The following is a 14,074-nucleotide window of genomic DNA, read 5'->3' on the forward strand; positions in this document are numbered from 1 at the left end:
CGAGGTGGACCGTTCCGGCTCCGGGCGGGGTGCGGCCTGCGAGTACCCGTCGCGGAGGTGTTACCGTGGAATCCCGTGGATCGCGTGATCACTTTGCTGATCGAGCACGGCGGTCTGCATGACCGCGACAGACGACACGGGAGCAGGCCTTGGCCCCATCAGCACGGACGACCAGGCACATTTTCGTCACCGGGGGCGTCGCCTCCTCGCTGGGTAAGGGCCTCACCGCCTCCAGCCTCGGCAACCTGTTGACCGCGCGCGGCCTGCGCGTGGTGATGCAGAAGCTCGACCCCTACCTGAACGTCGACCCGGGGACGATGAACCCGTTCCAGCACGGCGAGGTCTTCGTCACCGAGGACGGCGCCGAAACCGACCTCGACGTCGGGCACTACGAGCGTTTCCTCGACCGGGCGCTGTCCGGCAAGGCGAACGTCACCACCGGGCAGATCTACTCGGACGTGATCGCCAAGGAGCGGCGCGGCGAGTACCTGGGCGACACCGTCCAGGTCATCCCGCACATCACCAACGAGATCAAGTCGCGGATCCTGGCGATGGCGGACCCGGACGAGGACGGCGTCCTGCCCGACGTGGTCATCACCGAGGTCGGCGGCACGGTGGGCGACATCGAGTCGCTGCCGTTCCTGGAGGCGATCCGTCAGGTCCGTCACGACCTGGGCCGGGACAACTGCTTCTACCTGCACGTCTCGCTGGTGCCGTACCTGGCGCCGTCGGGCGAGCTGAAGACCAAGCCGACCCAGCACTCGGTGGCGCAGCTGCGCAACATCGGCATCCAGCCGGACGCCATCGTGCTGCGCTGCGACCGGGAGATCCCGGAGAAGCTCAAGGAGAAGCTGTCGCTCTACTGCGACGTCGACCGCGAGGCGGTCGTCGCCGCCCCGGACGCCCCGAGCATCTACGACATCCCGAAGGTGCTGCACCGCGAGGGGCTCGACGCGTACGTGGTGCGCCGGCTCGGGCTCTCGTTCCGGGACGTGGACTGGGCGAGCTGGGACGACCTGCTGGAGCGGGTGCACCGTCCCCGGCACACGGTGACGGTCGCCGTGGTCGGCAAGTACGTCGACCTGCCCGACGCGTACCTGTCGGTGAGCGAGGCGATCCGGGCGGCCGGTTTCGGTAACCGGTCCCGGGTGCAGATCAAGTGGGTGCCCAGCGACGAGTGCGTCACCCCGGCGGGCGCGGCGGCGGCCCTGGCCGGCGTGGACGGCATCCTCATCCCGGGCGGGTTCGGCGTCCGCGGCATCGAGGGCAAGATCGGCACGGCCCGGTACGCCCGGGAGAACGGCATCCCCCTGCTCGGCCTCTGCCTCGGCCTGCAGTGCATGACGATCGACGTGGCCCGGCACCTGGCCGGCCTGGACGGCGCCAACTCGCTGGAGTTCGACGAGCAGGCCGCGCACCCGGTCATCGCCACGATGGCCGACCAGGAGGACATCGTCGCCGGCAAGGGTGACCTGGGCGGCACCATGCGGCTCGGGGCGTACCCGGCGACGTTGACCGAGGGCTCGATCGTCGCCGAGGCGTACGGCAGCACCGACATCAGTGAGCGGCACCGGCACCGTTACGAGGTCAACAACGCCTACCGGGACGCGCTGACCAAGGCGGGCCTGCACATTTCCGGCACCTCGCCGGACGGCCGGCTGGTCGAGTTCATCGAGCTGGACCGCGACCTGCACCCGTTCTTCGTGGCCACGCAGGCGCACCCGGAGCTCAAGAGCCGCCCGACCCGTCCGCACCCGCTGTTCGCGTCGTTCGTCAAGGCCGCCGTGGCGTACTCGCAGGCCGACCAGTTGCCGGTCGACATCGAGGCCGCCGCGGAGGCCCCGTCGGCCCGCAACGCCGCCCGCAACGGCGCCGCCACCAAGGCGTCGGCGTGAGCGAGCGGAGCGAGCGAACCAGCAGGCTCAGCAGCGAGGCGTCGGCGTGAGCGAGCACCGGTACGAGGTCCGCTCCCGCGAGGAGCGGTACCGCGGCCGGATCTTCGACGTGGTCACCGAGGAGGTGACCATGCCGGGCGGCGGCACCGGGCGGCGTGACCTCGTGCGGCACGTCGGGGCGGTGGCCGTGGTGGCTCTCGACGACGCCGGTCAGGTGGTGCTGATCCGCCAGTACCGGCACCCGGTGGGCCGGCACCTGTGGGAGCTGCCGGCCGGACTGATGGACGTCTCCGGCGAGGAGTTGCCGGCCGCCGCGCTGCGGGAGCTGGCCGAGGAGGCGGACCTGACCGCCGGGCGGGTCGACGTGCTGGTCGACCTGCACAGCTCGCCGGGCTTCACCAACGAGATCGTCCGGGTGTTCCTGGCCCGCGACCTCGCCGACGTGCCGGCCGACGAGCGGCACGAGCGCCACGACGAGGAGGCCGACCTCCAGGTAGTCCGTGTCGACCTGGACGAGGCGGTCGGCATGGTCCTGGCCGGCGAGATCACCAACGCCTCCGCGGTGGCCGGCCTGCTCGCGGCGGCGCGCGGCCGGGACACCGGCTTCGCGGCGCTGCGCCGGGCGGATGCGCCACTGCCGCGCTGAGCGCCGCCGCCGGTCCAGCCGATCATCGAGTACGCGCCAGAGGGGCCCCGCCATCGGCGGGGCCCCTCTGTATGTCCCAGCGGAAGGTCAGTCCCGCAGCGGGCGACCCTGCGCGTCCGTGCCGCCGTTGACGAGGATCAGGATGCCGTCGATGAGGCCCCAGAGGCCGCCGGCGCCACAGGTCACGAGGCTCACCACGAGCTGGAGCACGGCGATCTTGGTGTGTCCGGTGTAGAACCGACCGGCCCCGAAGGTGCCGAGCAGGATGCCGAGGATGCCCGCGACGACCTTGCTCTTGTCGGAGTAACCCGGGGCGTACCCGGGCTGGTATTCAGGAGTGGTCATGGGCGGACACAATAGTGATCCACTCACCCGCTGTCCGTACCGCCGTCCGGCAGATGGGACGATAATGGGCGAACACTGTCCTGACGGCTGAGGTGACGTCCACCGCCTGCCCGGTCCGTGCCCTGACAATCCGTCAGGTCACCCGGGCACCGGATGCCACTGTGCTGGCTCGGTGCGGCACCGGACGCGCCTAGACTGCCGCCGGCGGGACCGGTGGACCGCGGCGGCAATGGGGCCGTCGTGGCACCGAGCAGTCGGGGGATCGCAGCCCCGAAGAGAGGTGTCTGCATCGTGAAGGTCGGAATCCCACGCGAGGTCAAGAACCACGAGTACCGCGTGGCGATCACGCCGGCGGGCGTCAACGAGTTCACCCGCAGCGGTCACCAGGTCTTCGTCGAGTCCGGCGCCGGTGTCGGCTCCAGCATCACCGACGAGGAGTTCGCCGCCGCCGGCGCGAAGATCCTCGGCACCGCCGACGAGGTGTGGGACACCGCCGAGCTGGTGCTCAAGGTCAAGGAGCCGATCGCCGAGGAGTACCACCGCATGCGCGAGGGGCAGGTGCTCTTCACCTACCTGCACCTGGCCGCCTCCAAGGAGTGCACGGACGCGCTTGTCGACCGGAAGGTCACCGGCATCGCGTACGAGACGGTGGAGCTGCCCGATAAGTCGCTGCCGCTGCTCGCGCCGATGTCCGAGGTGGCGGGCCGGCTCGCTCCCCAGGTGGGCGCGTTCTACATGATGCGGACCGGCGGCGGTCGGGGTGTGCTGCCCGGCGGCGTCTCCGGCGTGTACGCGGCGAAGACCGTCGTCATCGGCGCCGGCGTCTCCGGCATGAACGCCGCCGCCATCGCCCTGGGCCTGCAGTCCGAGGTGCTGCTGCTGGACAAGAACGTGGCCCGCCTGCGCCAGGCCGACGCCATCTACCGGGGGCACCTGCAGACCGTCGCCTCCAACGCGTACGAGATCGAGCGGGCCGTCCTCGACGCCGACCTGGTCATCGGCGCGGTGCTGGTGCCCGGCGCGAAGGCCCCGACGCTCATCTCCAACGAGCTGGTCTCGCGGATGAAGCCGGGCAGCGTGCTCGTCGACATCGCCATCGACCAGGGCGGCTGCTTCGAGGACTCGCGCCCCACCACGCACGCCGACCCGGTCTACAAGGTGCACGAGTCGATCTTCTACTGCGTGGCGAACATGCCCGGCGCGGTGCCGAACACCAGCACCTACGCGCTGACCAACGTCACCCTGCCGTACGCCCTCGAACTGGCCAACCAGGGCTGGCGCGACGCCCTGCGCAACGACCCGGCGCTGGCGCTGGGTCTCAACACCCACGACGGCCAGGTCACCTACGGCCCGGTCGCCGAGGCGCACGGCATGCCCGTGCTCCCGCTGGCCGAGGTGCTGGGCTGACCGACCCCGCGCTGAGCAGGGCCGGTGCGGGCGTCGAACCCGCACCGGCCCTGCGCCGTGCCGTCCGCGGCTACCTCGACCACCTCACCGTCGAGCGCGGCCTGTCCGCGAACACCCTCGCCTCGTACCGCCGTGATCTGGACCGTTACCTCACCACCCTGGCCGACGCCGGTGTCGGCGACCTCGCGTCGGTCGCCCCCGGCGTCGTGGAGTCACACCTGGCCCGACTGCGCGCGGGCGACGACGACCATCCGCCCCTGGCCGTGTCGTCGGCCGCCCGCGCCGCCAGCGCGGTCCGCGGCCTGCACCGGTTCGCCCTGCGGGAGGGGCTGGCCGGCGCCGACCCGAGCCGCGACGTCCGCCCGCCCACCCCGCCGCGCCGGCTGCCCCGCGCGCTGGGAGTCGACGACGTGGTCCGGCTGCTGGAGACCGCCGGCCCGGTCACCGCGACCGGTGAGGGCGCGTCGCTCGCGCTGCGCGACCGGGCACTGCTGGAGTTCCTCTACGGCACCGGAGCGCGCATCTCCGAGGCGGTCGGCGCGGCGATCGACGACCTGGACGTCGACGAGGGCACCGCGCTGCTGCGCGGCAAGGGCGGCCGGATGCGCCTCGTCCCGATCGGCGGGTACGCCGTCGACGCCGTCCGCGCCTACCTGGTCCGGGCCCGCCCGGCGCTGGCCGCCGCCGGCCGGGGGACCCCGGCGGTGTTCCTCAACGCCCGGGGTGGCGCCCTGTCGCGTCAGGGCGCCTGGATCATCCTGCGGCACGCCGCCGCCCGCGCCGGCCTGCCGGTCGAGGGACCGTCGGCGGTGTCGCCGCACACCCTGCGCCACTCGTACGCGACACACCTGCTCGACGGTGGCGCCGACGTGCGGGTCGTGCAGGAACTGCTCGGTCACGCCTCGGTGACCACCACCCAGGTCTACACCCTCGTCACCGTCGAACGGTTGCGCGAGGTGTACGCCACCGCCCACCCGCGCGCCCGCGACTGACAGCTCCGGTGGGTGTCCGTCCCGACACGCCGGGCCGGTGCCGAACGCCCTGCTGGTCGGTGGCGTACAGTCGGCATCGGCGCGGACCTCCTGGGGCGACACGACCGGGGTGCGCAGCGGCGCCGCGAAGGACGTCGGACGGCTCCGACGCCGGGTGGGTCGTCGGGAGGGGGCAACGAGGACATGGCTGGCAACGGTGACCGTGCCGAGACGTGGACGTCGGAGCTCCGCGAGCAGCAGGCCGCGCTCGGCAACGATCTGGGTCCGGCCGACCCGGCCGCCTACACCATGCGCAAGCCGATCCCCGAGCCGATGCCCACCGATCGGCACGGTCCGGCGCGCATCATCGCGATGGCCAACCAGAAGGGTGGCGTCGGTAAGACGACCACCACCATCAACCTGGGCGCGGCCCTCGCCGAGTACGGTCGCAAGGTCCTGCTCGTCGACTTCGACCCGCAGGGCGCGCTCTCGGTGGGCCTGGGGGTCAACCCGCACAACCTCGACCTGTCCGTCTACAACCTGCTCATGCAGGACGACGTGACCGCCGAGGACGTCCTCATCAAGACCGACGTCGCGGGCCTGCACCTGCTGCCGGCCAACATCGACCTCTCCGCCGCCGAGATCCAGCTCGTCAACGAGGTCGCCCGGGAGATGGCCCTGGCCCGGGTGCTGCGCTCGGTCCGCAAGGAGTACGACTACATCCTGATCGACTGCCAGCCGTCACTCGGCCTGCTGGCGATCAACGCGTTGACCGTCGCGCACGGCGTGCTCATCCCGCTCGAGTGCGAGTTCTTCAGCCTGCGCGGTGTGGCCCTGCTGCTGGACACGATCGACAAGGTGCGCGAACGGCTCAACTTCGACCTGGAACTCGAAGGCATCCTCGCCACCATGTACGACAGCCGCACCACCCACTGCCGCCAGGTGCTCCAGCGGGTGGTCGAGGCGTTCGGCGACAAGGTTTACCAGACGGTCATCACCAAGACGGTGAAGTTCCCCGAGTCCACCGTGGCCGGTGCCCCGATCACGACGATGGACCCGGCCTCCTCCGGGGCGCGTAACTACCGTCAGCTGGCCCGCGAGGTGATCGCCGCCCAGTCGGAGCGGTAGCCGGAAGTCCCGGTGCCCGTCTCGTGGACTACGGTCGTGCGGTGACCGCGCCACCCCTCGACCCGCCCGACACCGCCGATCCGGCAGTGGTCGACGGTGTGCAGCCGACCGGCTTCACGGTGCGACTGGCCAACTTCACCGGCCCCTTCGACCTGCTGCTGCAGCTCATCGGCAAACACAAGCTCGACGTCACCGAGGTGGCCCTGCACACGGTCACCGACGAGTTCATCGCCTACATCCGGGCCATGGGCGACGACTGGGACCTGGACGAGGCCAGCGAGTTCCTACTCATCGCCGCGACCCTGCTCGACCTCAAGGCCGCCCGGCTGCTGCCCGCCGCCGACGTCGAGGACGAGGAGGACCTCGCCCTGCTGGAGGCCCGGGACCTGCTGTTCGCCCGGCTTCTGCAGTACAAGGCGTACAAGGAGGCGGCGGCGCACATCGCCGAGCTGGAGGCCGTCGGTGGCCGCCGCTATCCCCGCGCGGTGAGCCTGGAACCCCGCTACGCCGAGGCGCTGCCCGACCTGGTGCTCGGCATCGGCCCGCAGCGGCTGCTGAAGCTGGCCGTGAAGGCGATGACCCCGAAGGTGTCGCCGGAGGTGTCCATCGCCCACGTGCACATGGTCCGGGTCAGTGTCCGGGAACACGCGGCGATCCTCACCGACCGGCTCCGCCGCGCCGGCACGGCCACGTTCTCGCTGCTCTGCGCGGACTGCGAGGCCACCCTGGAGGTGGTGGCGCGGTTCCTGGCGCTGCTGGAGCTGTACCGGGAGGGTCTGGTGGCCTTCGTGCAGGAGCAGGCCCTGGAGGAGCTGACCGTGCGCTGGACCGGGCCCGCCGACGGCGAGACCGAACTGCACGTCGACGAGTACGCCGGCACCGCCGCCGAGCCCGACCCGCCTGCCGGACCGGAGGCGGCGGAGGCGGAGTCGTCCGGGCCGGAGGCGGCGGGGCCGGAGACCGCGGGGGAGGCCGGCGGTGCCACCGGGACGCGAGCGACAGAGGGTGAGCGGGATGACTGACGAGGAACGCCGGGACTCGCTGGCCGACCAGGCTGCCGCCTGGGTTCCGCCGTGGGATCGCCCCCGTCCAACGGCACCGACCACCCCCGAGGCCACCTCGGTGCCCGCCGAGCAACCGGAAGCCGACGAGCCCGTTGAGCCGCCTGCGGGAACCGAGCCCGCCGAGCCCGCCGAGCCCGCCGAGACGGCTCTGACGGCCCCGGTCGCGGAGTCGGTCGAGCCCGGCGAGTCGGCCCCGACGGCCGACATTTCCGAGGCCGCCGGGCCGGCTGAGCAGCCGGCGACCGAGCCGGCGGTGGACGCCATCCCCGCCGAGCCTGTGCCGGGCGGGCCCACGGAGCCGGCTGTCGCGGCTGCGGCGGGGAGTCGGGACGTACCCCCGCGGCAGGCGGCCGGGCGGCGGCGGGCGACCGTCGTGCCGGAGCCCGCGCCCGAGCTGCCCGACGCCGAGCTACGCGGCGCGCTGGAGGCGATCCTCCTGGTGGTGGACGAACCGGTCAGCGAGCTGGTTCTGGCCCAGGTGCTGGAGCAGCCGGCCGAGCGGATCGGGCCGATGCTCGACGAGATCGCCGCCGGCTACACGGCCGCCGGGAACGGCTTCGAGCTGCGTCGGGCCGCCGGCGGTTGGCGGTTGTACACCCGGCCGGAATACGCTACGTACGTCGAGCGGTTCGTCCTGGACGGGCAGTCCGTGCGGCTGACCCAGGCGGCTCTGGAGACCCTGGCCGTCATCGCGTACAAGCAGCCGGTGACCCGGTCGCGGATCTCGGCCATCCGGGGTGTCAACTGCGACGGCGTCATCCGTACGCTTGTCACTCGCGGTCTCGTCGAGGAGTGCGGCACCGAATCGGACAGCGGGGCGTTCCTGTACCGGACCACCACGCTGTTCCTGGAGAAGCTCGGGCTGAACACCGTCCACGAGTTGCCACCCCTCGCACCCTTCCTGCCCGACGACGTAGAAGAGCTTGCTGATGCGACCCGATAACCGTTCCCCCAAGTCCGACGCCCCCGTCTACGAGGGCGCGGAACGCCTGCAGAAGGTGCTCGCCGCCGCCGGCGTGGGTTCCCGGCGTGCCTGCGAGGACCTGATCTTCCGGCGCCGGGTCACCGTGGACGGGCGGGTCGCCAAGCTCGGCGACAAGGTCGACCCGGCCAACGCCGTGATCCACGTCGACGGAGAGCGCCTCCAGGTCGACACCCGCCTCGTCTACGTGGCGATGAACAAGCCGCGCGGTGTGGTCACCACCATGGCGGACGACAAGGGCCGCACCGAGCTGGCCGACTTCATCGGCAGGCGGCTGGACCAGCGCGTCTACCACGTCGGGCGGCTTGACGCGGACAGCGAGGGCCTGCTGCTGCTCACCAACGACGGCACCCTCGCGCACAAGCTCATGCACCCCTCGTACGAGGTGCTGAAGACGTACCTGGCCGAGGTTGTCGGGCCGATCCCGCGCAACCTGAGCAAGCGGCTCCTCGCGGGCGTCGAGCTGGAGGACGGGCCGGTCAAGGTCGACTCGTTCAAGGTGGTGGGCACCCTGGGCAAGAGCGCCCAGGTGGAGCTGAGCCTGCACGAAGGGCGCAAGCACATCGTCCGGCGGTTGATGGACGAGGTCGGGCACCCGGTCACCCGTCTGGTGCGTACCTCCATCGGTCCGGTCCGGTTGGGTGACCTGCGCACCGGGCGTCTGCGGCGCCTGACCAACGCGGAGGTAGCCGCCCTGTTCCGCGCGGTGGGTGACTGACCCCCGGGCTTGCGGGTACGGCTGCCGGTAGGCTCCGCAGCGGCCGGGAAGCGGCCGCCGGAGGGTGGCGTGGGTCGCCTCGGGCGGTGGCGCGCGTGGGTTCGCCACGGGCCCCGGGCATGATGGATGACGATGGACAACCGCTTGCGGCGTCAGAGCACCGGGCGATCCGCGAGGTACGGGCTGAGGAGGACACGGTGGAGGAAAACGTACGGGCCGAGCGATGTGTGGTCGCTGTGGACGGGCCGTCCGGTTCGGGTAAGTCCACCGTGTCGCGGCGGCTCGCCGCCGGCATCGGTGCGCGCTACCTGGACACCGGCGCGATGTACCGGGCGATCACGTGGGCCGTGCTGCGCTCCGGCGTGGACCTGACCGACGCCGCGTCGGTGGCCAAGGTCGCCGGTGAGGCGGACCTGCGCGTCGGCACCGACCCCCAGGGGTACGGCGTGACCGTCGACGGCGTGAGCGTGGACGCGGACATCCGTGGGCCCGAGGTGACCCAGGCGGTCTCCGCCGTCGCCGCCGTGCCGGCCGTCCGTGAGCTGCTGGTCGCCCGGCAGCGCGAGATGATCGTCAACGCGGGCCGGATGGTGGTCGAGGGCCGGGACATCGGCTCGGTCGTCGCGCCGGACGCCGACCTGAAGGTCTTCCTGACCGCCTCCGAGGCGGCCCGCGCCGCCCGGCGAAGCGCCGAGGACGCGTCCGACGTCACGGCCACCGCCGCCGACCTGGCCCGCCGTGACCGGCTCGACTCGACCCGCAAGGTCAACCCGCTGGCCCAGGCGCCGGACGCCGTCGTGCTGGACACCACCGAGCTGGGCATCGACGAGGTCGTGGCCCGGCTGCGTGACCTGCTCACCGATCGGGGAGTGGCATGAGCGCCGATTCGGCCGGGTGGGTCGAGTTGCGGGAGCCTGACCTCGTCGTCGAGGAGCCGACCGGCCCGCAGCCGGTGGTCGCCGTCGTCGGCCGCCCCAACGTGGGCAAGTCGACACTCGTCAACCGGATCATCGGCCGCCGGCAGGCGGTCGTCGAGGACATTCCCGGCGTGACCCGGGACCGCGTGCCGTACGACGCGCAGTGGAACGGCCGGTCGTTCACCGTGGTGGACACCGGCGGTTGGGAACCGGACGCGAAGGACCGTGCGGCGGCCATCGCCGCGCAGGCCGAGACGGCGGTGCTCACCGCCGACGTGGTCCTTTTCGTGGTCGACGCGATGGTCGGCTCCACCGACGTGGACGAGGCCGCGGTGAAGATGCTGCGCCGCAGCGCCAAGCCGGTCATCCTGGTGGCCAACAAGGCCGACAACAACTCCATCGAGATGGAGGCCGTGTCGCTGTGGTCGCTCGGCCTCGGCGAACCGTTCCCGGTGTCCGCGCTGCACGGGCGCGGCTCCGGTGACCTGCTGGACGCCATCCTCGCGGCGCTGCCGGAAGCCCCGCCGATCGTCGAGAACCGGCCGCGCGGGCCGCGCCGGGTGGCGTTGGTCGGCCGACCGAACGTGGGCAAGTCGAGCCTGCTCAACCGGTTCTCCGGCGAGGACCGGGCCGTCGTCGACTCGGTCGCCGGCACCACAGTGGACCCGGTGGACAGCCTGGTCGAGATCGGCGGCCAGACCTGGCAGCTCGTGGACACCGCCGGTCTGCGCAAGCGGGTCGGCAAGGCCAGCGGCACCGAGTACTACGCCAGTCTGCGCACCGCCGGCGCGATCGAGGCCGCCGAGGTGGCCGTCGTGCTCCTGGACGCCAGCGAGCCGATCAGCGAGCAGGACCAGCGGATCCTCACGATGGTGACCGAGGCCGGCCGCGCGCTGGTCATCGCGTTCAACAAGTGGGACCTGGTCGACGCCGACCGCCGGTACTACCTGGACAAGGAGATCGACCGGGAGTTGCGCCGCATCCCCTGGGCGATCCGGCTGAACCTGTCGGCCATGACCGGCCGCGCGGTCGACAAGCTGGCCCCGGCCCTCAACAAGGCCCTGGCGAGCTGGGAACTCCGCGTACCGACCGCGCACCTCAACCAGTGGCTCACCGCGCTCGTACAGGCCACCCCGCACCCGGTGCGCGGTGGACGGGCGCCCCGCATCCTGTTCGCCACGCAGGCCGGAGTGGCGCCGCCGCGGTTCGTGCTCTTCACCACGGGCCCGCTCGACGCCGGATACCAGCGGTTCGTCGAGCGCAAGCTCCGCGAGGAGTTCGGGTACGAGGGCAGCCCCATCGAGATCTCCGTACGGCCCCGCAAGAAGCTCGGCCCCGGAGGCCGGGGCAAGGCGCACGGCTGACCTTTTTGAAGGCGTGGGCCAGGTTCTCTCCTGGCCCACCCTCCTAGGACGCTTTAGGGGTTGTGGGGTGGTTCGCTGCTCCTGCGACGCGGGTGGGGCCTGTGCGGACGGGGCAGGAGTGCTGCGCTAAGCTGTACCGGCTGTCGCAGGGGGAACTCTGCGGGGGCGGGACGTGGCGCAGCTTGGTAGCGCACTTGACTGGGGGTCAAGGGGTCGTCGGTTCGAATCCGGCCGTCCCGACAGCGTGAGGGTTTCCGCAGGTCAGTGGCTTGCGGAAACCCTCAGTCTATTTTTGTGTCTCGATGTAGTGGCGTGTGAGGCGCTGCCGGAACCCTTAACTCGGGTGGTTCTGCAAGCCGATCTTGGTTGCCTCCGCTGTGGACCGCCTGGTAGGCGTACTGGATCGGCATCGTTGTGATCGCTGCTGGACCTTTTGACCGCAGGCGATTTTGGACAAAAAGGGCATGATTTCCTGCGCTCCTATCGGCTCTTCTGGTGATGGGGAGCTGTGCCGGCAGCTGGCGCCCGGCTAGGATGCGGCGATCCGGGCGCTTGGGCCGGGAGCACGGCGGCGCGGGGCGGAATCGCCCATGCCACCGAAGGATTGTGTCTGGACGGACCGGCGGCCCAGCCGCCGCACCACGTTGCGCGGTGCCGGCGCGGGCAGCAAGGCTGGTCGCGCGGGTCGAACCGCAGGCGCTGCTCGCCGAGCTGGCGCTGAAGCAAAATGATCTGGTGTCGCAGGGCGAGGATCTCGATGTCCTTGGTCCAGTCGCTCGTCGTCGTTGGCAGGCGGGGTGCCGCGAAGATGTTCGCCATCCCGAGATGCATCAATCGCAGCAGCGACCACCATCGGCATCGCGGGTGACGGGAGGGTTCCGGGCCCAGAGCAGGCACGACGAGCCCGCTGGAAAACTCGGCCATTAGCCGCAGACAGGGGCTATCGGCCGTTGGATGCCGTCTTCACCAAGACGCCGCTCAGTGAGGCGAGGCGGCGAAGGGTGGCGGTGCGGAACCGAGACAAGCCTGGCAACGCTGTTGATCCGTTGCCACCCTTCGCGATCGTCGGCGATACATTCTGTGCATGCGTGACCACGGGGAATTCGGACTCGTTGCTCATCTCCCAGAAGACGAGTGGCGCCGAGTGCAGGGAACCGGGATCCCCGTACGCTTCGAACCCCGCGACGTGCTCCTGCGCCAGGGCGATACCACCCAGCACGTCCACGTGGTCCTCGCCGGCTGCGTCAAAATCGTACGGTCGGAGATTGACGGCAGCCGCGCAATCCTGACGCTGCGAGCCGCTGGCGATGTCGTCGGCGACCTGGCCGCCGTAGACCTGCAACCTCGGTCAGCCACGGTCACTGCCCTCACCAATACGGTCACCCGCCTGCTGACTGGCCCGCAGTTTCGGCGTTTCCTGACCCGACCCGCGTTCGCTGCGGGCTTCGCCGCCTACACGGTGGGTCGGCTGCGCACCTCGGACGCCCAGCGTGTGGCGCTAGCGGTGCTGCCTGTGCGGGAACGGCTGGCTCGGGCGCTGATCCAGCTCGATAACGAGAGCCGGCGTGCCGACGGGCAGCCCCAGATCCGGCTGTCCCAGGCGGAACTCGCGGAACTGGTTGGCACCTCGCGTAACGCGGTCGTTGCCGAGCTCACCGCCCTGCGCGAGGCAGGCATCGTCGCTACCAGGCGGCGGGAGATCACCATCGTGGATCCGGCAGCGCTGAGCTGTCGGTCACAGGGTTTCCGCCCAGAACTGGGCAGAGAACCGCGTGTACCCGGCTGAAGCTGAGGGGGTCCCCGTTCTCGAGGAAGGACTCCTGTGGAACACATTCCGTTCGCACGTTCGATCGATCTGCCACCGTACCGGGCGATTCTGGCAGTGGACGCCAAGGGCTTTACCGCCGAACCAGGCAGCGCCCAAGAGGCGATCAGCAAGAATCTGCTCGACCTTGTGGGTGACGCCCTGACCCGCGCCGGGCTCGGGGCAGAGTGGGATCGTCCGGCGTTCCTCGGCCCTACCGGTGATGGCTTCGCCGTCGGGCTCCCGCCGCGTGTCCTGCCCTACCTGGTGGACCCGTTCCCGCGCCTACTGCAGGAACGCCTGGCGGAACACAACCGACAGGCCCATGATCGCCTTCAGCTGAGGGTCAGCCTGCACGTCGGGCCGCTACCGGCCGACCCGGAAAATCCGAATTGGACCGGCAACGGTGACTCACGCAACGACACGCACCGCCTGCTCGACTCCGTGCCGGTGAAGGCGGTGCTCGCCGCAGCCAGTCCGCGCGTAACGTTCGTGGCCTGCATCTTTTCCGATCGAGTTTTCGAGGATGTCATAGCCGCTGGGTACGCCGAGATGGAACCCGACCGCTGCCTCCCGGTAACGGCGACGGTCGACGGCAAGGCGTTTAGCCGACAGGCGTGGCTCTACATCCCGGAGGTCTCCGGGAGCCTCCTCGGCGTGATGCCGGCCGAACCGCTGGCCGCGCCGCCGTCGAGGCCGATGGCAGGGAAGCGCCCAGGGCCTCGGATCTCCGGGCCGAGGGTGAAGCGGAACGATGGTCAGGTCGCCACCACGGTCGAGAGCATGACGCAGCACCGGGGCGGTGAGTGATGACTACCGACTCGATTCAGCCG

At 70.9% G+C, this 14,074-nt stretch carries 13 protein-coding genes and 1 tRNA gene; 13 read left to right on the plus strand and 1 reads right to left on the minus strand.

From position 1 onward, the window contains the following. Nucleotides 1–149 precede the first annotated feature (149 nt). Nucleotides 150–1,895: a CTP synthase gene (locus tag ACTFTM_RS12960; protein WP_449566014.1), complete on the plus strand. Its 1,746-nt coding sequence runs from the start codon at nt 150–152 to the stop codon at nt 1,893–1,895. A gap of 46 nt (nt 1,896–1,941) precedes the next feature. Further along, nucleotides 1,942–2,541: an NUDIX domain-containing protein gene (locus ACTFTM_RS12965; RefSeq protein WP_449566015.1), complete on the plus strand. Its 600-nt coding sequence runs from the start codon at nt 1,942–1,944 to the stop codon at nt 2,539–2,541. Between the two features lie 87 nt (nt 2,542–2,628). Here ACTFTM_RS12965 and ACTFTM_RS12970 read toward each other — a convergent pair whose 3' ends face one another. After that, on the minus strand, nt 2,629–2,952 hold the full coding sequence (locus ACTFTM_RS12970) for a TM2 domain-containing protein (protein WP_449566626.1): 324 nt from the start codon (nt 2,950–2,952) through the stop codon (nt 2,629–2,631). A 225-nt stretch (nt 2,953–3,177) separates the two neighbouring features. On the opposite strand from ACTFTM_RS12970, the gene ald reads away from it, so the two are divergent. The 11 genes from ald (at nt 3,178) to ACTFTM_RS13025 (ending at nt 14,051) form a co-directional block, all read left to right on the plus strand. Further along, nucleotides 3,178–4,293 carry an alanine dehydrogenase gene (gene ald / locus ACTFTM_RS12975; protein ID WP_449566016.1) on the plus strand — a complete coding sequence of 372 codons (1,116 nt, stop codon included), beginning with the start codon at nt 3,178–3,180 and terminating at the stop codon, nt 4,291–4,293. 11 nt (nt 4,294–4,304) lie between these two features. Beyond that, a complete protein-coding gene (locus ACTFTM_RS12980) occupies nt 4,305–5,285 on the plus strand; it encodes a site-specific tyrosine recombinase XerD (RefSeq protein WP_449566627.1) in 981 nt (326 codons plus the stop codon). A gap of 183 nt (nt 5,286–5,468) precedes the next feature. Next, nucleotides 5,469–6,392: a ParA family protein gene (locus ACTFTM_RS12985; RefSeq protein ID WP_357120878.1), complete on the plus strand. Its 924-nt coding sequence runs from the start codon at nt 5,469–5,471 to the stop codon at nt 6,390–6,392. A gap of 41 nt (nt 6,393–6,433) precedes the next feature. Next, nucleotides 6,434–7,414, plus strand: coding sequence for a segregation/condensation protein A (locus ACTFTM_RS12990; RefSeq protein WP_449566017.1), 981 nt, complete (start codon nt 6,434–6,436; stop codon nt 7,412–7,414). Further along, nucleotides 7,407–8,399, plus strand: a complete 993-nt coding sequence (scpB, locus tag ACTFTM_RS12995) for an SMC-Scp complex subunit ScpB (protein ID WP_449566018.1) — start codon at nt 7,407–7,409, stop codon at nt 8,397–8,399. Before ACTFTM_RS12990 ends, scpB begins: the two co-directional genes overlap by 8 nt. Next, complete coding sequence (locus ACTFTM_RS13000; protein ID WP_449566019.1) at nt 8,386–9,156, plus strand: pseudouridine synthase; 771 nt, start codon at nt 8,386–8,388, stop codon at nt 9,154–9,156. Before scpB ends, ACTFTM_RS13000 begins: the two co-directional genes overlap by 14 nt. 197 nt (nt 9,157–9,353) lie before the next feature. Continuing rightward, on the plus strand, nt 9,354–10,034 hold the full coding sequence (gene cmk / locus ACTFTM_RS13005; protein WP_449566020.1) for a (d)CMP kinase: 681 nt from the start codon (nt 9,354–9,356) through the stop codon (nt 10,032–10,034). Continuing rightward, nucleotides 10,031–11,437 (plus strand): ribosome biogenesis GTPase Der, encoded by a 1,407-nt coding sequence (gene der, locus ACTFTM_RS13010; protein ID WP_449566021.1) that lies wholly within the window; start codon nt 10,031–10,033, stop codon nt 11,435–11,437. Before cmk ends, der begins: the two co-directional genes overlap by 4 nt. Nucleotides 11,438–11,603: 166 nt before the next feature. Continuing rightward, a tRNA-Pro gene (locus tag ACTFTM_RS13015) sits at nt 11,604–11,677 on the plus strand. 844 nt (nt 11,678–12,521) lie between these two features. After that, nucleotides 12,522–13,223, plus strand: a complete 702-nt coding sequence (locus ACTFTM_RS13020; RefSeq protein WP_449566022.1) for a Crp/Fnr family transcriptional regulator — start codon at nt 12,522–12,524, stop codon at nt 13,221–13,223. 36 nt (nt 13,224–13,259) lie between these two features. After that, a complete protein-coding gene (locus ACTFTM_RS13025) occupies nt 13,260–14,051 on the plus strand; it encodes a hypothetical protein (RefSeq protein ID WP_449566023.1) in 792 nt (263 codons plus the stop codon). Nucleotides 14,052–14,074: the final 23 nt, after the last annotated feature.

This window comes from Micromonospora sp. RB23, assembly GCF_053585025.1.

What these genes read in the sequence shown, in the direction of transcription:
- ACTFTM_RS12985 (WP_357120878.1), top strand. Translation starts at nt 5,469, where the DNA reads ATGGCTGGCAACGGTGACCGTGCCGAGACGTGGACGTCGGAGCTCCGC.
- scpB (WP_449566018.1), top strand. Translation starts at nt 7,407, where the DNA reads ATGACTGACGAGGAACGCCGGGACTCGCTGGCCGACCAGGCTGCCGCC.
- ACTFTM_RS13000 (WP_449566019.1), top strand. Translation starts at nt 8,386, where the DNA reads ATGCGACCCGATAACCGTTCCCCCAAGTCCGACGCCCCCGTCTACGAG.
- der (WP_449566021.1), top strand. Translation starts at nt 10,031, where the DNA reads ATGAGCGCCGATTCGGCCGGGTGGGTCGAGTTGCGGGAGCCTGACCTC.
- ACTFTM_RS13020 (WP_449566022.1), top strand. Translation starts at nt 12,522, where the DNA reads ATGCGTGACCACGGGGAATTCGGACTCGTTGCTCATCTCCCAGAAGAC.